This is a genomic window from Acinetobacter beijerinckii CIP 110307 (genome assembly GCF_000369005.1).
In the GTDB taxonomy this organism is placed as follows: domain Bacteria; phylum Pseudomonadota; class Gammaproteobacteria; order Pseudomonadales; family Moraxellaceae; genus Acinetobacter; species Acinetobacter beijerinckii.
This window is the reverse complement of sequence record NZ_KB849765.1, coordinates 38,352-56,219: the sequence shown is the minus strand read 5'-3', so window position 1 is coordinate 56,219 and position 17,868 is coordinate 38,352. Positions and strand designations below refer to the sequence as shown.

Genomic DNA, 17,868 nt, shown 5'->3' with positions numbered 1-17,868 from the left:
TCATGCGAAACATGACACCACAGTCACATTAACTGTCGTGAGAGTGTAAGACCAAATTGGCAGCTTGTCTCACTTGTTCAATTGCCGTATTTAACTCGTTAAAACGATGATTGGTTTCTCGAATAAAGCTATCGTCGGCTTTACGGCGTTCTTTACGTAACGTAGAAACAAATTGCTCAAATTCACCAGAAACGTGCTGTAGATTGGGCGTGCCGACATAGCGAGTTGCACCATAAAGACGGTGTAATACATGTTCCAACTGTGGGAAATCTTCCATCTCTATCAGTTGCTGCATTTCAGTCAACTCTGTATCAAAACTATCGACTAACATGCCAAGTAGGTCTTGTGCTAAGTCTTCTTTGTTGGCTGCCAGTTGCACACTTTGTTGCCAATTTAAAATTTGTGGATCAATCGATTCAGTCGGTCGTTTTTGTTCAACATTGACAGGCTGAGAGCTAAAATTATTTTTGGTCCAATGCGTAAGGATTTGAATAATCTGTTCCATCTGTATCGGTTTGGTCACATAGTCATTCATACCGACTTTGAGCAATTTTTGTTTTTCATCTGCAAGGGCATGTGCTGTTAGTGCAATGATCGGCAGTTGCATACCCGTGTCTAATGTTGATTCTAATGAGCGAATCGCACGTGTAGTATCAATACCGGACATAACAGGCATTTGAATGTCCATAAAGACTAAATCAAATGGTGGTGATTTCTGTTCAATCCGTTCTTGAATAATATCAATCGCTTTTTGTCCACTGAGTGCTTTAGTTGTGGTTACGTTTAACTCACCCAATAATGCTTCAAGCACAATTAAGTTGGGTAGATGATCATCAACTGCCAAGACATGTAAGCCTTGACCGTTAAAATCTTCTTCTTCCTGTTCAAAAATAGGTTGATTACCCAATAATTGAATCAGTTCACGACGACTCAGTGGTTGGTACAGAGGACGAGCACGATATTCATTGAGCATGTTTGGCTCAAGACTCATTTGATAACCGTAAACGGCTAAATGACCTTGATAACGTTGTCTGATTTCTTTGAGTAATGCTTCGGTATCACCACTATGATCAACTATAAGCCATGTATTTTCTTGCTGATTCAGATGATTTAATCGACTGAATAAATCTAAAATTGACTGCGTCTCAATATGTGAGACACGATAATTTTCTAAATATGAACGTAGCACACTCGCAGTTGCAGGATGCGCTAGATATGACACCACTTGTAAGTGATCAAAATGAGGATGTTCAACAAATTCATCTTGTTCTTCAACTTTAAACGATGCTGTAAACCAAAAGGTCGAACCTTTTTCTGTTGGTGCACGTTCTTGATTGTCTTCGAAGCCAATCTGACCGTGCATCAAATGCACCAGTTGCTTCGAAATCGCTAAGCCTAAACCTGTTCCACCAAATTGACGTGTAACAGAAGCATCTCCTTGCGAGAAAGATTCAAACAGTTTTTTACGATCTGTACCACTGAGCCCAATACCACTGTCTTGTACACTAAAATGCAGCAAACATTGTCCAATTTCATCATCTTCCATGCGAACGCGAACAATAATTTCACCATCAGGTGTGAATTTGATGGCATTAGAAATAAGATTAGTCAGAATCTGCTTAAAGCGTAAGGCATCACCAACGACATGCTGTGGAATATTTTCAGCATAGTAAAATGCCATGTTGATATGTTTTTGTGCCGCCAACGGCGAAAGCATATCCATGACATCAAAGATGGCTTCTTCAAGATCAAAAGGGGCTGTTTCGAGTTCTAATTTTCCTGCATCAATTTTGGAAAAATCTAATACATCATTAATCAATGCCAACAGGTGAGCAGAAGATTTTCGTATGGTTTGCAGATATAAATTTTGTTCATTACTCAAATTTTGTTGACGTAGCAATAAGTGAATAAAGCCATCAATACTATTTAGTGGTGTTCTAAGCTCATGACTGATATTTGCTAGAAAGACCGACTTGGATTGGTTTGATGAAATCGCTTGGTCACGTGCCTGACGATAAGTAATGTTTTGAACTTCAAGAGTATCTAATGTACGGCGGAGATCTTCTTCGGTTTGTTCGGTATGTTCTTTTAATTCTAGAAAGCTAAAGTGTAAGCGTTTGACTACATTGGCAATATCACGCTGTAATAGGCGTAATTCGCCAGTACTATTGACGACAATATGCTGGTCTAAGGTGTCTGCATTTAAACGTTGCATTTGCATCCGAATTTCATAAAGCGGAGCAAGCCAGCGACGCGAGAAAACATTTAAGCAAAAAAGCAAAATAAGTAAGGTAATCAATCCTGTTGCAACGAGAGATAATAGAATTTTATAACGCGCAAGTTCCAAAGGTTGATTATCAAGTTCAATCATCAACCAAACTGGGTTTGAATTATTTTTATCTAGTTTTCCACCGTAAATACTATTGTGATTATGTGCGATAGGACCAAAAAAATTGCTATCGCTAGGAAAAGTCGGCCAAAAACGATTGTTTTGGTAACCGACACTTAAATACGTCTGACCTTGACTATCAATTAATACTGCGCGTTGTAAATTTTTTTCATCAAACATTTTTTGCATGATGTTTTGGGCGCGATCATATTGATCTGGATGTTGTTGTACCAATTGAAGTAAATCAGTTGCAGTTTCATGATAACGCGCCAAGATTGCAGAAGCATCTGAACGCTGTTGTTGCTTAGCTGCATTGGTGGTTTCGGATAAAACCCAAAAAATTCCTACACTCGTCAAAATTGCAATTGGAACTAAAATGAGTGCAATGAGTTGACCGTAAGCATGATTGAGCCGTAAACGCTTAGATAAGGTTTTATTAAAATTTGACATAGTGCGGTCAGATTTATCATTCTGCGAAACATCTTAGCACGCTTTAAGATAAGCGAGGCATGTACTAGTCAATAAAAAGCACAGTGAAAAGGTGCAGTATTTCTTATTTTTTCATACAATAGTCGCCACCTTAATGCCGGTGTCGATCATGACGAACACGCAAACTGATTTTTTAGCAGATGAATTTTTACTGGATGCTTATGTCGGTAAAAGCCCTTTAGTACGTTTGCAACGTTTAGCAAGTCATACTCAAGCGACTGTATTGGCGAAATTAGAAGGGAATAATCCAGCTGGCTCTGTTAAAGATCGCCCAGCGTATAACATGATTGTTCAAGCAGAAAAGCGCGGACAAATTCAACCAGGTGATACCTTAATCGAAGCTACCAGTGGCAATACTGGTATTGCCTTGGCAATGGTTGCAGCCATGCGCGGCTATAAAATGAAGCTCATCATGCCCAATAATATGAGCCAAGAGCGTAAAGATGCAATGTTGGCTTATGGCGCAGAGTTAATCGAAGTGACTCAGCAACAAGGCATGGAGGGTGCGCGTGACCTTGCGTTAAAGATGCAAGAACAAGGCGATGGTTTTGTACTGAATCAGTTTGGAAATCCTGATAATGTGGAAGCTCATTATATCACCACAGGCCCTGAAGTCTGGAAGCAAACGGGTGGCAAAATTACCCATTTTGTCAGTTCGATGGGAACCACAGGCACGATCATGGGTGTGTCTAAATATTTAAAAGAACAAAATCCAGATATTCAAATTGTGGGTCTACAACCTTCTGATGGTTCGAGCATTGCGGGAATTCGTCGATGGCCAGAAGCCTATTTACCAACGATTTTTGATCGTAGTCGTGTGGATCGAATTATTGATATTCCACAAATTGAAGCTGAAAAAACCATGCGTAAATTGGCACGTACCGAAGGTATCAGTGCAGGCACCTCTTCAGGCGGTGCTGTTTGGGCATCGATCAAAATTGCTGAAGAAACCCCTAATGCAGTCATTGTATGTATCATTTGTGATCGTGGCGATCGTTATTTATCAACGGGATTATTCTCAGTTCAAGATTAGAATCTCCTCCTAAGCCTCTCTTTTTAAAAGATGGGGAACGCCTTACTTTATCAAAGGAAGGTGGGGAGGGATTTGAAGAGATTTTAAGATGAATTTACGTTTTCCGATTTTAGTTTTTGATATTGAAACACTGACCGATTTAAAGGCAGGGGCTCATCTATATCATTTAGATTTACCTGAGACAGATGTAGAGCAGGCGCTGACTAAAATTCGCCGTCAAGAGTCGGGAATGGATTTTCAGCGTCTACCTTTACATGAAATCGTGTGTATTTCAGGTTTGTGGATTGATGAAAAGGGTTTTCGACTATTTTCTTTTAGTCAGGAGCAAAATTCTGAAGCTGAAATGTTGACTAAGTTTTTATCTATTTTTGATAAAAAACAGCCAACGTTAATCAGTTGGAATGGCTCACAATTTGATCTACCTGTTGTTTTATTTCGAGCGATGTATCATGGATTATCTGCACCAAGTTTGTTTGATCAAGGTGAAATAGATAATCAAAAGCGCTTCAATAATTATCAAAATCGTTATCATCACCGTCATGTGGATTTGATGGATGTGATGGCTATGTTTAATGGTCGAAACTTCCAAAAACTTGATGATATTGCGTGTCTATTGGGTTTTCCTGGTAAGCGTGGCGAGTCTGGATATCAAGTGCCTGAATATGTCCGCACTAAGCAGTGGTTAAAATTAACCAGTTATTGCGAAGGGGATGTTCTAAATACATGGTTGGTTTATATTCGTTGGTTATTGTTAAAAGGTCAGTTGAATCAACAAGATCATCAGCTACTGATTGAAACGACAATTAATTACTTACAAACGCAAACGCAACAAACAGAATTTTTACAGGTATGGCAGCAAACATCGCAATATACTGTATTCACCGCAAATACGTTTGCGCCAAAAAATTAGGTTCATCTTTTGAAACATAGAACAAAGCAACGTCCCGCCCAATATCCAACATATACCTTTCAGATTGAATCTTTTTCACATGAAGGGCGTGGGATTGCGCATTATGGTACACATCCTGATCATCCGAAAGAAAAGCATGGCAAGAAAGTATTTGTTCGTTATGCGATGGTGGGTGAAACTGTTCAAGCGAAGATTACCAACCAAACGACTCGCTTAGAAGAAGCGGAAATGGTTAAACTTGAAAGTGATGCTTCTCAGGAACGTATTGATCCGATTTGTGCGCACTTTGGCGTATGTGGTGGATGTAGCTTGCAACATATTCATCCCGATCAACAAATTTTGCTGAAACAGAATGTATTGAAATCGCATTTGGAACATTTTGCTGGACTGGAACCTGAACAATGGTTAGCACCAATTCGTTCGGACAGAACCGATTATCGCCGTCGTGCTCGAATCGGGGTGCGATATATTGCGAAACAAAATCGTTTAGTGATGGGATTTCGTGAGCACCACAGTAATCACTTAATTCCTATTGAGCAATGTAGTGTTCTTGATCAAACCTTGTCCGAATCATTGCCTGAGCTGAGAAAATTACTCGAAAGTCTAACAGGCAAAGCTGATATTGGTCATATAGAATTAGCAAAGGGCGATACTGAGGTTGCATTACTAATTCGTCACTTAGATGAATTAAATGTGTCGGATGTCAACCAATTGCGTCAATATACGTTACAGAAAGGATGGCAGCTATATTTTCAACCAAAAGGTATAGAAAGTCTCCACCGTGTTGATGATGCTGAAGCATCTATGCGTTTGCATTACAGTTTGACTGAGTTTCAGGTTAAGTTTGCATTTTCCCCTGTCGATTTCACTCAAGTTAATAGTGATGTAAATGCAAAAATGATTGATTTGGCATGTGAATTGCTTCAATTACAGAAAGGTGAACGAGTATTAGACCTGTTCTGTGGGTTGGGAAATTTCTCTTTGCCTTTAGCACATTGTGTTGGAGAGCTTGGTCAGGTCATCGGTGTTGAAGCAAGTGATGAAATGGTGCAACGAGCAACTGAGAACGCGAAAGCCAATCAATTGACTCAAGCAACTTTCTTTTCACAAGATTTAACAAAAGACTTTTCGCATCATTCTTGGGCAAAACAAGGATTTGATGCATTATTAATTGATCCTCCACGATCTGGTGCTTTTGAGGTTATGCAATATGTACCGAATTTTGGAGCGAAAAGAATCGTTTATGTTTCATGTAATCCTTCAACACTGGCAAGGGATGCGGGTGTACTGGCACAATACGGCTATCAACTTAAAAAAGCCGCAGTGATGGATATGTTTACTCACACTGAACATGTTGAATCAATTGCGCTGTTTGAGAAAACACAACAGTTTTGAAAAGTTGAATCGCTTTAAAAAACGAAAGAGATAAACGATTAGAAAATGAGTTACATATCCAGAGGAGAATGGTATGGTCACAGTACGTGAGCAGTTACCTGAGCAACTTCATGAGTTGTCTGAGGAAACGACTGTAGAACATGCCGCTGAAGCGCAAAGAGGTTTAATCTCTTGGTTAGATCGAGTGCGCGATATCTTGGATGGGGCGGAGCTAAAACAACTACAACAAGTTGCAGAGCTTACCTTAGCAAAAGAGTTAGAAACCACGGTTAATCATCGTAACAATACCTTTAGTACGGGTATTGGTATGGCAGATATTTTGGCGCATTTACATGTAGATGAAGACACGTTGTCAGCGGCAGTGCTTTATCGTAGTGTGCGTGAGGGTCTGGTTACATTAGAGGATATTCAGCAGTTATTTGGTGAGCAAGTTCTAAGCCTTGTAAAAGGTACGCTTGCAATGGGTAAGCTTTCTGAACTGATTGAGAAAAATAAACGTTTAGAAGACCATTTTAATAATAATCAGCGTGAACACTTAAACGGTATTTATAAAATGCTGATTTCAGTCACTGAAGATGTACGTGTTGTACTGATCAAGTTGGCTGAGCGAACTTATGCGTTACGAGAACTTGCAACAGCAAGTAAAGAGCGTCAAGAACGTGTGGCTCGTGAAATTCTAACCATTTACTCACCTTTAGCGCATCGTCTTGGGATTGCTCAACTTAAGTGGGAATTGGAAGATCTTGCCTTTCGCTATCTTGCGCCTGAGCGTTATAAAGAAATTGCCTCTTTACTCAATGAAAAACGTTTAGAGCGTGAACAGTACATTCAATTCGTGATTGATAAGCTCAAAACTGAGTTGGGTGCGCATGATATTCAGTCTGAAATCTCTGGGCGAGTGAAGCACATTTATTCGATTTATCGAAAAATGAAAAGCAAAAACCTCAGTTTCGACCAGCTTTATGATATCCGTGCAGTCCGCGTACTCGTACAAAATGTACCTGATTGCTATCATGCATTGGGTATTGTGCATCAGTTATGGCGACATATTCCAAACCAGTTTGATGACTATGTGACCAATCCAAAGGCGAATGGCTATCGCTCATTACATACTGCGGTGATTGCTGAAAATAAGTCTTTGGAGGTGCAAATTCGTACCTTTGAAATGCATAACGAAGCTGAATTGGGTGTGTGTTCGCACTTCAACTATAAAGAAGGTGCGAAAAATACCGATCATTCGTTTAATCATCGATTACATTCTTTACGTGCTGTACTTGAACATTATCAAGAGCGTACTGAAACCACACCACATGGTGAAGATGATGAGTCGAATGGCATAGATCAAATTCAAGATTTTGAGAATTTTGAGAAGATTTATGTATTCAGTCGTGATGGTGATATCAAAGAGTTACCACGTGGTTCGACCGTTCTAGATTTTGCTTATCATGTGCATACCGAAGTCGGTAATAAGTGCTATGCAGCTCGTGTCAATCAACGTTATGTACCATTAACCTACACTTTAAAAACGGGTGAACAGGTTGAGATTTTAACCAAGAAAGATCGTGAGCCAAATCGTGATTGGTTGGTGAACTCTCTAGGTTATATCAAGACTGGGCGTGCGCGTGACAAGCTGCGTCATTGGTTTAGACAACAAGATCGTAGTAAGAATGTTGATGTTGGGCGAGAGTTGCTTAACAAAGAACTTGCACGCTTAGCAATTCATCCAAAAAGTATTGATTTAAAAGATTATTCGTCACATTTCAATTTGAAATCTGGTGATGATATTTTAGTCGCTTTGGTCAGTGGTGATATCAGTCTTCATGCTTTGATGAATCAAGTGAATCGTCAAATGCACTTGGATCAAGATGAACCTGAGCTGGTTTTAAAGCCTGCATTAAATCCAAGAGCAAGTCATACTTTATCCGCACATGGTATTTTGATTGATGGTTTGGACAATGTAGAACTGCATATTGCTCAATGCTGTCAACCTGTACACGGCGAATCGATTGGTGGATATATCACTTTAAATCGTGGTGTGAGTATTCATAAAGTTGCTTGTCCTGATTATCTGCGCATGACTACGCATGAACCTGAGCGTGCTGTTGAAGCAGATTGGGAAATGCAGCCTACACGTGGTCAGAGTGTACAAATCGTGGTTGAAGCTTATGATCGCCGTGGTTTGCTGAAAGATCTAACCCAAGTCATTTTTTCAGATCAAATCAATATTCGTCAGGTGAATACGATTTCTGAGGCAGATGGTATTGCCAATATGAAATTATTGATTGAGGTGAAAGGTCTTGCACAATTATCTCGTTTGTTGGCTCGATTAGAGCAGCAGCCAGGGATTATCAGCGCGCGACGATTAGTTCAAGGAAGTTAAAACAAAAAAAGCTGCATTTATATGCAGCTTTTTTATGCTTATCGCTTGGATAAAAAGATATTGGTTAAGCGATTTAAAAATTGAGGGCTAATGCTCGACAATTGATACATCAACTTGGTTTTGATGCCAACGGGTGTATGGGTTGGAATCAATGCATGATCTTTTTGTTGTGCCAAATGCAATACTTGTTTTGCTACATCTGCTGGAGTTAAGTCCACACCAATATTTTGGATACTTGCAGCATCCATATTTTTGACCATACCAGTTTGTACAAATAATGGCATAACATCTAGCACACGGATATTATATTTTTGCCACTCTACATCTAAAGCTTCTGTTAAACCACGAACGGCAAACTTACTTGCGGAGTAAGATGCTAAATCGGCTTGACCATAAATTGCAGATGCGGAAGAAAGATTTATCACACGTGCAAAATTGGCATTTTGTAAATGAGCTAAAGCAGAATGACAGCCATTCAAAATTCCTTTGACGTTAATATCGATGGTACGGTGATGTGATTGAATCGGCGTATTTTCAAATGCACCAGAATATAAAATCCCAGCATTATTAATGAGTATATTCAGTTCGCCTGCCCAGTTTTTGAAATCCTGTAAAGCGATTTGCCATTGACGATAATTACTTACATCTAAATAGCCTGCTTTAGCATCATTTCCAAGCTCTTTTGCTAAATTTTGAGCTTGCTCTTCATTAATATCGTAGATACCAACTTTATAGCCCTTTTGATGAAATAAACGTGCAATTTCAGCACCAATCCCTTGTGCAGCCCCACTAATAAAAACACTATACTGCATGACACTTCCTTACTTTATATTGATACTTCTTGAGTGCGTGTATATTACGCATAAGCCGCTTTAGGCTGCAATACTTTGGCTGAATTTGGAGAAAACCATGGAAAAGTTATTAGAAATCATGCAGGAGTTAAGACAAAAATGTCCATGGGATCAACAACAAACGCCAAGTAGCCTGACGCCATATGCGATTGAAGAGGCATATGAGGTGGAAGCCGCCATTCGAGAGGGTAATATTGATGAAATCCGCGATGAGTTGGGTGATTTATTATTACAAGTCGTTTTCCAAGCACAAATGTATAGCGAACAAGATGCATTTAATTTTCAGGATGTTGTGAACGCAATTACAGAAAAATTGATTCGTCGTCATCCACATGTATTTCAGGCAGAAAAATTTGAGAATTTAAATCCTGAACAAGTGAGTGAGCTGTGGAAAGAAATTAAACGACAAGAAAAACAAGGAAAAGCACAATCACGATTAGATACAGTTAAACATGCGCCTGCTCTAATACAAGCACAAGAGATTCAAAAAAAAGCAGCGCAACTTGGTTTTGACTTTGAAACAGTAGATGACGCTTATGCGAAATTAGATGAAGAGTTGGAAGAATTAAAACAAGCACTTAATAATCAAAAAAGCGATGAAATACAAGAAGAATTTGGAGATTGTCTATTTTCTTTAATCAATGTAGGACGTAAACTTGGGCTGTCGAGTGAGACTGCATTATTGGCAACGATTCATAAGTTTAGAAGTCGATTTGCATATATTGAACAACAAGCACAAAGACAAAATAAAGACTTGCAAGAAATGAGTTTGGCAGAAATGGATGAACTTTGGGAGCAAGCAAAACGACAATTAAAACTTCAGGGGAAATCTAATGACTTTGCCGCAATTACGCAGCAAACTTAACGTTTATTTACTTATATTTATATGGGTAGGGTGTTTCACAGATCTTCACGCACAGCAGTTTGATCAATCCTATGAAAAATGGAAAGCTCAGCAGCAACAGCGTGATCAGCAACTGGCGAAACAACCGAATAATAACTATTACTTATCTCGACCAACTGTAGCTGCTGATTCAAAACAGATGTCATCTTCTGTAAATATTCAATCAGATAAAATCAGTTTGAATAAAGCAAATTTACAGCAATTACAGACATTAAATGGGGTCGGTGAGAAAAAGGCGCAGGCAATTGTTGAATATCGTCAAAAAAATGGTGGATTTAAGACGGTGGACGAACTGATGAATGTGAAAGGAATAGGCCCTAAACTACTTGAAAAGAATAAAGCTAAGCTGATGCTTTAACGGAAATATGAAAATGAAATCAGATACGGGGCGTTTTGATCTATTGATTATTCAACAGAATAAATTGCCCTTTGTGTGTGTTAGAGCTATGATTAGCGACAAATTGTTATTTACGTCCTGACGTAGGAGACAGTGTCTTTTGCAAACTTTGCGTGCGTCAAAATGTGGTTTGTCCACAACTCAACTCCCTTCCTCAATATTAGATGTGCTTGATAGCCTAACGAAAGCAGGTTATGAAGCGTATATTGTGGGCGGCGGTGTTCGCGACATGATGCTAGGTCTTAATCCTAAGGATTTTGACGCAGTTACTAATGCTACACCAGCTCAGGTGAAAGAAGTCTTTGGTCGACGTTGCCGTATTATTGGTCGACGTTTCGAATTGGCTCATGTGTATTCGGGTCGAGAACTGATTGAAGTTGCGACTTTTCGTGCACCTCCTAAAAAAGCGGTGACCAGTGCCTCTGGTATGATTCTTCGGGATAATAACTGGGGAACAATAGAGCAGGATTTTGCTCGCCGAGATTTTTCTATTAATACTTTATATTATCAGCCCCGCCAAGGGACTGTGCTTGATTTCTGTCATGCAGTTGATGATATTAAGACCCGTACTTTACGGTTTTTAGGTGAACCTGCGCAGCGTTTTGAAGAAGATCCTGTGCGGATGCTGCGTGCCTTACGGTTTGCTGCCAAATTAAACTTTCAAATTGATCAATCGATTATTGATGTTTTTGATGATGAAATGACGCAGCTTTTGCGTGATGTTTCCCCGCATCGTTTATATGATGAATCACAGAAACTCTTCACCATGGGGCACTTAACTCGTGTGTTACCGATGTTGATCGAGTTTGGCGTTTGGAAACAGTTGTTTGCTGAAATTCCACCAAATTTAACAGCGTTTATTGAGCGTGCAGCCAAAAATACGGATCAACGTATTCAAATTGGTAAGACCATTAATCCTGCATTTTTCTATGCAGTATTGTTATGGAGGCCTTTTTTAGAGCGCTGTGATTTTTATCTAAATAAAGGTGTAGTGCCAGCAGAAGCACGTGCTCAAGCTGGTTTGGATGTATTGAAACGTCAAGCAACCCGCACGATTATTCCACGTTTTGCTGAAACCTTTATTCGTGAAGTTTGGGAAATGCAAACTCGGTTGTTGAATCCAAAACCACAACAAATCGAAGCATTGGCTGGACATGCACGATTCCGTGCAGGTTTTGACTTTTTGCTGTTGCGTGAGAAATCTGGCGATAATAGTACGGATGGTATGGGCGTTTGGTGGGAAGCATACCAAGAGATGTCTGCTGACCAAAAAGAAGCGACTATTCGTCAATATAATCGTCAACGTAGCAAAACGCGTCGTAAAGCGAGTGAAATTGAACAGACTAAAGTGAGTGAAATTGAGCCTTTGGTCAATGTGCCAGAGCCAAGAAATCGTCGTGCTAAAAAAGAGCGTGTCAGAGCAGATGATTCTGCGAGTCGATTTATTGAAAAGGCATCAAATCAATCGGGTCAAATCAATTCTGATCATCCAATTTTAAAGCGCAAACGTGTGCAACGTGATTTACAGCAAGTCGTTTTTGGGCCGACTCAATGACGATTCGTACTTATATCGGTTTAGGTAGTAACTTAGGTGATTCGCAACAGATTCTCCGTGAAGCTGTTGCTAAATTATCCATGTTGGGTGAGGTGCAGGTTTCTCGGCTTTATCAAAGTCCACCGATGGGGCCTCAAGATCAACCAAACTATTTAAATGCAGTTATTCAACTAGATACAATACTTGAACCTTTGGCTTTGTTAGATCAATTGCAGCAAATTGAGCAAGAAGCAGGAAGAGTGCGCTTGAGACGTTGGGGGGAAAGAACCCTTGATCTCGATTTATTAATTTATGGACAACAACAGATTGAAAATGAGCGTTTGACCGTGCCACATGTCGGTATTTTGGAACGCGATTTTGTTGTTATTCCCTTATTAGATTTAGATGCTCATTTAAAATTAAATGGCCATTCTTTAAAAGATTTAGAACTGGTACAGCAAGCAAACTTGACTGTAATCGCAGATCAATCTTGGGCACTTGCTTAAGATTGTTTCGTTCTGGAAACGCCTGTAGAGGACATCATCATGATTAGTCTAAGTGACTTAAGAAAATTTAAAGCCGAAGGACGTAAGTTCTCATGTCTTACTTGTTACGATGCAAGTATGGCTAAAGCTATGGAATTGGCTGAAATTGATACGATTTTAATCGGTGATTCTCTAGGAATGGCAATCCAAGGTAGAGATTCTACTTTGCCTGTGACTGTGGAAGATATGGCTTATCACACTGCGGCTGTACGCCGTGGTAACGCACATGCGCTGATTATGACTGACTTACCATTTATGAGTTATGCCACACTTGAAGATGGTTTGAAAAATGCTAAAACAGTCATGCAAGTTGGCGCTCAAATGGTCAAGATTGAAGGCGGAGCTTGGCTCAGCGAATTGGTCACTGTATTAACCCGAAATGGTATACCTGTATGTGTACATTTGGGTCTAACACCTCAGTCAGTGCATGTTTTTGGTGGTTATAAATTACAAGCAAGAACACGTGAAGCAGCAGATCAATTAATTGCAGATTGCCAAGCTGTTGTTGATGCAGGAGCGTCGGTGTTATTACTTGAATGTGTGCCTGCACAGTTGGGTAAAGAGATTGCAGAATTATTTCCAAATACACCTGTTATTGGTATCGGTGCGGGTAATGAAACTGATGGTCAGGTTTTGGTCGTGCAGGATATGCTTGGATTAACATTTGGGCGTGTGGCACGTTTTGTACGTAACTTTATGAAAGAGCAAGCGGGCGAAACCGCAATTGTGGATGCTTTCAAGTCTTATCATGCTGCTGTACAAGACCAGTCTTTTCCAGCCAAAGAACATACTTTCCAAGTTGAGCTTTAATTCATGAAAACTGAAACAACGATACAAGGCTTAACTGCATCACTTTCACCTGCGCGCAGCTCTAAAAAATTGATTGGCTTTGTACCTACTATGGGTAATTTGCATGAAGGTCATTTGACTTTGGTGCGTGAAGCAAAAAAATTGTGTGATGTGGTGGTGGTGAGTATTTTCGTCAATCCAATTCAGTTTGGAGCGGGCGAAGACTTTGATAGTTATCCACGGACATTAGAGCAAGATAGCCGATTATTGGCGGATGTTGGCTGCGATATTATTTTTGCCCCTACTGTTGAGCAAATGTATGGATCACAACCGCGTTTAACTAATATTAGTGTCGGTCAAATTACTGATGACTTGTGTGGAAAATCTCGTCCAGGTCATTTTGATGGTGTTGCTGTTGTAGTAACTAAACTATTCAATATCGTCCAACCTGATTTTGCTTTCTTTGGTCAAAAGGACTATCAGCAATTGGCGGTGATTCGCCAGTTAGTTCAAGACTTGAATATGCCATTGGAAGTGATTGGTGTACCGATTGTTCGTGCTGAAGATGGTTTGGCACTCAGTTCTCGCAATGGTTATTTAACCGCAGAGCAGCGTGCAACCGCACCCATAATTTATCAATTACTCAAACAAGCTGAACAACAATTGCATCAAGGAGAACTACTTGCACAAGTGTTAGCAAATATCTCTGCGCAATTGACACAAGCAGGTTTGGTTGTGGATTATGTTGAAGTTCGTCAAACTAACTTGCAGCCAATAGAGCAGTTCGATCGAAATATCGTGATTTTTGTTGCAGCAAAATTAGGCGCCACTCGTTTAATCGATAATTTGCAAGTCGAATTTAAAACTTAGAACTTGAAAATAAAAAGGGCAACACGCCATGAAGCGTATTCTTATCGTTACAGGACAATCAGGCTCAGGTAAATCCTCTGCATTACAAGTGTTAGAAGATTTGGGCTACTATTGTATAGATAACTTACCTTTAGCCTTGTTGCCCGAAATTGTGGCTAAACTTGATCATGAAAATAATCTTGAGCAATTGGCTTTAGGGGTTGATATCCGAAGTACTCGTGCAGATATGCAGGAGTTTGATCATGTTTTTGAACAATTAAAAAGACATGGTTCAGTTGATGTGATTTATTTAACTACGCAAGATCAAGATTTAATTGCTCGATTTAGCGCATCACGTCGACCTCACCCTCTGGCGAGTCGTTTTAATAGTCTGTTGCAGTGTATTCAAGAAGAAAAGCAATTGCTTATTCCGATACAATTTCGCTCTACAGTACATATTGATACCACAGACAAAAGTGTCCATGATTTAAAGCATATTTTACTGTCTAAACTGGGGCAGTCTGATAATTTGATTGTGATTTTACAATCATTTGGCTACAAGCATGGTATTCCATTGGATGCAGATTATGTGTTCGATGTAAGGCATTTGCCAAATCCACATTGGGATTTAGAATTGCGCCGTTTATCAGGTTTAGATGAACCTGTACGACGTTTTTTAGAAGGCAGCCAACAAACCAATGAAATGTTTGCTGATATTTATGCCTTTTTAGATAAATGGTTGCCTGCATTTGCAGAAGGACATCGTCATTATATGACCATCTCTATTGGTTGTACGGGCGGACAACATCGTTCAGTATATATTGTGGATAGACTCAAACAAGCTCTTGAGGCAAAATGGGCCGTCCAAATCTTACATAGAGAAATGAAGCACTGGTCATGATAGACACAACAATTGATGTAATTAATAAACTCGGCTTACATGCACGTGCATCTGGTAAACTTATTGAAGTCACCACGAAGTTCCGCTCTTCTATTCAAATTGGTAAGGGCGATAAGTTAGTTGATGCAAAAAATATTATGTCATTGCTGATGTTGGGTGCTGGTAAGGGCACGACATTAAGATTGGTGATTGACGGTGCTGATGAAGAAAAGGCATTGGAAGAAATTCAAACGCTGTTCGCAGCAAAATTTTATGAGGCAGAGTAATAGTGGCACGTGGTACCCAGCGTTATACCGATGAAGATTTTGAGTCATTAGAAGGACGTGCGAGTAGAACTGAGCAAAAAAAAGCGGTTCAGCGTATGGCTGCTTTGGGTGAGCAATTGGCTCAACTGAATAAAAAGCAGATTCAGAAACTTCCAGTCGATGAGCGTCTCATTGATGCCCTATTGGAAATCCAAAATATTAGCTCTCATGAAGCTCGTCGCCGTCAATTTTTACGTATCGGTAAACTCTTGCGTAATGAAGATGAAACAACGATTTTATCTTATCTTACACCGCAACAAGGCGCTAAAAAGCAAATGCAATTGATGCGTTGGGTTGATCGTATGATTGATCAAGGTGACCCGATTATTAATGAGTTCAGCAAAGTTTATAATGCTTCTGAACGCCATACTTTACGTCAACATGTATTGCGTATTCATCGTGACATGAAACAGCAAGTCAGTGAAGAGGAGCTTGCAGCCTCTAAACTGAAATTTGTGAATTATGTACAACAAGTGGCTTTGCTATCAGAGCAAGGTTAGTTTAAAAAAGAAGTTTCATTTGAAACTTCTTTTTTATTTAGCAGGATTCAATCTTTAAAATTTCCTACTGCGCGCTCTTTTGCCCATTCTCTTAATATAAATTTCTGTAATTTCCCTGTTGAGGTTTTTGGGATCTCAGTAATGACGATTTCTTTAGGTACTTTAAAGCGAGCCAGCTCTTTTTGGCAATGTGCAATAATCTCTTCTGCTGATGCAGATGCACCTTGCTTTAACTCAATAAAAGCACAGGGTACTTCCTGCCAACGCTCATCGGGTTTGGCGACAACGGCAGCAGTTAGAATAGCAGGATGCCGATACAACACATCCTCTACTTCTAAGGAAGAAATGTTTTCTCCACCTGAAATAATAATATCTTTCGAGCGATCCGTAATCTTGGCATAACCATCAGGATGGCAAACTGCTAAATCTCCAGTGTGAAACCAACCGCCTTTAAAGGCTTCTTCAGTGGCTTGTGGATTTTTAAGATAACCTTTCATCACAATATTGCCACGGAACATGATTTCGCCCATGGTTTCACCATCATTCGGCACAGGTTGCATGGTTTCAGGATCAAGTACTCGCATACTGTCTTGTAATGGATAAGGCACGCCTTGACGTGAATGTAATTGAGCTTGTTCTTCGATGGATAAATCACTCCAACCTGCTTGAGACGCACAAAGTGCAGAAGGACCGTAAGTTTCCGTTAAACCATAGACATGATTAACATTAATGCCGATATTGCGCATGCCTTCAATAATTGCGACGGGTGGTGCTGCCCCCGCCACCATGACTTCTACATGGTGATCAAATGTCGTTTTTTGCTCTTGAGGTGTATTGATCAACATCGATAATACAATCGGTGCACCACAGAAATAATCAACTTTGTAAGCTGAGATATATTTGAAAATTAATATCGGATCAACACGACGTAAACAGATATTCGTACCGCCACTTGCAGCAATTGACCAAGCAAAACACCAACCATTGCAATGAAACAAGGGGAGTGTCCAAAGATACACAGCACGAGGTTTCATTCCACAAGCCAAGATATTGCTGGCTGCATTCAGATAAGCACCCCGATGGTGATAAACCACGCCCTTCGGATTGCCAGTAGTTCCCGAAGTATAACTCAGACTAATGGCATCCCATTCATCTTGTGGGAGCAACCATTCAAATTCAGGATTACCTTGGGCGAGCAAAGACTCATATTCATATTGTCCAAGTGCAACTTGCTCAGCATCATATTCCTCATCAAATACATCAATGACGATAATATCTTGAGTGATCAGTTTCAAAGCTTCTTCAGCAAGTGGTCGAAACTCTGGATCAACTAATAAGACTTTTGAATCAGCATGAACCAACATAAAAGCAATTGTTTTTGCATCGAGACGAGTATTTAGGGTATTTAACACTGCACCTGCCATTGGGACTGCAAAATGTGCTTCAATCATTGCAGGGACATTCGGTAAAAGTACCGAAACGGTATCATTTTTTTGAATCCCTAAATTTGTCAGTTGATGGGCAAATTGACGACAACGTTGATAAGTTTGTTGCCATGTAATTTGACGTTGCCCATGAATGATTGCAGCTTGGTTTGGGTAAATATAAGCAGCCCGTTCTAAATAGCGCAAAGGAGATAAGGCAACAAAATTTGCGGCTGTTCTCGGTAACTCATCATATGCACTAACCATGTGTTT

16 protein-coding genes are annotated in these 17,868 nt (G+C 39.9%); 13 read left to right on the top strand and 3 right to left on the bottom strand.

Features of this window, described 5'->3' with window-relative positions; all coding sequences use genetic code 11:
* Positions 1–28 precede the first annotated feature (28 nt).
* The gene (locus tag F933_RS05805; protein ID WP_005059411.1) at positions 29–2,839 is read right to left on the bottom strand and encodes a GacS-like sensor histidine kinase; all 2,811 of its coding nucleotides are present in this window, start codon (positions 2,837–2,839) and stop codon (positions 29–31) included.
* Positions 2,840–2,987: 148 nt separating this feature from the next.
* Between F933_RS05805 and cysM the strand changes: the two genes are divergently transcribed.
* The 4 genes from cysM to F933_RS05785 all read left to right on the top strand — a co-directional run bounded on the left by cysM (position 2,988) and on the right by F933_RS05785 (position 8,596).
* On the top strand, positions 2,988–3,911 hold the full coding sequence (gene cysM / locus F933_RS05800; RefSeq protein ID WP_034710535.1) for a cysteine synthase CysM: 924 nt from the start codon (positions 2,988–2,990) through the stop codon (positions 3,909–3,911).
* Between the two features lie 88 nt (positions 3,912–3,999).
* Positions 4,000–4,821: a 3'-5' exonuclease gene (locus F933_RS05795; protein WP_005059409.1), complete on the top strand. Its 822-nt coding sequence runs from the start codon at positions 4,000–4,002 to the stop codon at positions 4,819–4,821.
* A 9-nt stretch (positions 4,822–4,830) separates the two neighbouring features.
* Complete coding sequence (rlmD, locus tag F933_RS05790) at positions 4,831–6,216, top strand: 23S rRNA (uracil(1939)-C(5))-methyltransferase RlmD (RefSeq protein WP_005059407.1); 1,386 nt, start codon at positions 4,831–4,833, stop codon at positions 6,214–6,216.
* A gap of 73 nt (positions 6,217–6,289) precedes the next feature.
* The gene (locus F933_RS05785; RefSeq protein ID WP_005059405.1) at positions 6,290–8,596 is read left to right on the top strand and encodes a RelA/SpoT family protein; all 2,307 of its coding nucleotides are present in this window, start codon (positions 6,290–6,292) and stop codon (positions 8,594–8,596) included.
* Positions 8,597–8,634: 38 nt separating this feature from the next.
* Here the strand turns inward: F933_RS05785 and F933_RS05780 are convergent, their stop codons facing one another.
* Positions 8,635–9,408 carry an SDR family oxidoreductase gene (locus F933_RS05780; RefSeq protein ID WP_005059404.1) on the bottom strand — a complete coding sequence of 258 codons (774 nt, stop codon included), beginning with the start codon at positions 9,406–9,408 and terminating at the stop codon, positions 8,635–8,637.
* A 97-nt stretch (positions 9,409–9,505) separates the two neighbouring features.
* Here F933_RS05780 and mazG point away from each other — a divergent pair, with 97 nt between their 5' ends.
* The 9 genes from mazG to yjgA all read left to right on the top strand — a co-directional run bounded on the left by mazG (position 9,506) and on the right by yjgA (position 16,171).
* A complete protein-coding gene (gene mazG, locus F933_RS05775; RefSeq protein WP_005059402.1) occupies positions 9,506–10,312 on the top strand; it encodes a nucleoside triphosphate pyrophosphohydrolase in 807 nt (268 codons plus the stop codon).
* Complete coding sequence (locus F933_RS05770; RefSeq protein WP_005059400.1) at positions 10,281–10,709, top strand: ComEA family DNA-binding protein; 429 nt, start codon at positions 10,281–10,283, stop codon at positions 10,707–10,709. The genes mazG and F933_RS05770 overlap by 32 nt, the downstream gene beginning before the upstream one ends.
* A gap of 139 nt (positions 10,710–10,848) precedes the next feature.
* Positions 10,849–12,303, top strand: coding sequence for a polynucleotide adenylyltransferase PcnB (gene pcnB, locus F933_RS05765; RefSeq protein ID WP_005059398.1), 1,455 nt, complete (start codon positions 10,849–10,851; stop codon positions 12,301–12,303).
* Positions 12,300–12,788, top strand: coding sequence for a 2-amino-4-hydroxy-6-hydroxymethyldihydropteridine diphosphokinase (folK, locus tag F933_RS05760; RefSeq protein WP_005051638.1), 489 nt, complete (start codon positions 12,300–12,302; stop codon positions 12,786–12,788). The genes pcnB and folK overlap by 4 nt, the downstream gene beginning before the upstream one ends.
* A gap of 39 nt (positions 12,789–12,827) precedes the next feature.
* Entirely contained in the window at positions 12,828–13,637 is an 810-nt protein-coding gene (panB, locus tag F933_RS05755) for a 3-methyl-2-oxobutanoate hydroxymethyltransferase (protein ID WP_005051640.1), read from the top strand.
* A gap of 3 nt (positions 13,638–13,640) precedes the next feature.
* Positions 13,641–14,486 carry a pantoate--beta-alanine ligase gene (gene panC / locus F933_RS05750; RefSeq protein ID WP_005059397.1) on the top strand — a complete coding sequence of 282 codons (846 nt, stop codon included), beginning with the start codon at positions 13,641–13,643 and terminating at the stop codon, positions 14,484–14,486.
* 28 nt (positions 14,487–14,514) lie between these two features.
* Positions 14,515–15,366, top strand: a complete 852-nt coding sequence (gene rapZ, locus F933_RS05745; RefSeq protein ID WP_005051645.1) for an RNase adapter RapZ — start codon at positions 14,515–14,517, stop codon at positions 15,364–15,366.
* Positions 15,363–15,632 (top strand): HPr family phosphocarrier protein, encoded by a 270-nt coding sequence (locus tag F933_RS05740; RefSeq protein WP_004774692.1) that lies wholly within the window; start codon positions 15,363–15,365, stop codon positions 15,630–15,632. Before rapZ ends, F933_RS05740 begins: the two co-directional genes overlap by 4 nt.
* Positions 15,633–15,634: 2 nt before the next feature.
* Positions 15,635–16,171, top strand: a complete 537-nt coding sequence (gene yjgA / locus F933_RS05735; RefSeq protein WP_005051646.1) for a ribosome biogenesis factor YjgA — start codon at positions 15,635–15,637, stop codon at positions 16,169–16,171.
* Between the two features lie 47 nt (positions 16,172–16,218).
* Here yjgA and F933_RS05730 read toward each other — a convergent pair whose 3' ends face one another.
* The gene (locus F933_RS05730; RefSeq protein ID WP_005059393.1) at positions 16,219–17,862 is read right to left on the bottom strand and encodes an acyl-CoA synthetase; all 1,644 of its coding nucleotides are present in this window, start codon (positions 17,860–17,862) and stop codon (positions 16,219–16,221) included.
* Between the last annotated feature and the right edge of the window lie 6 nt (positions 17,863–17,868).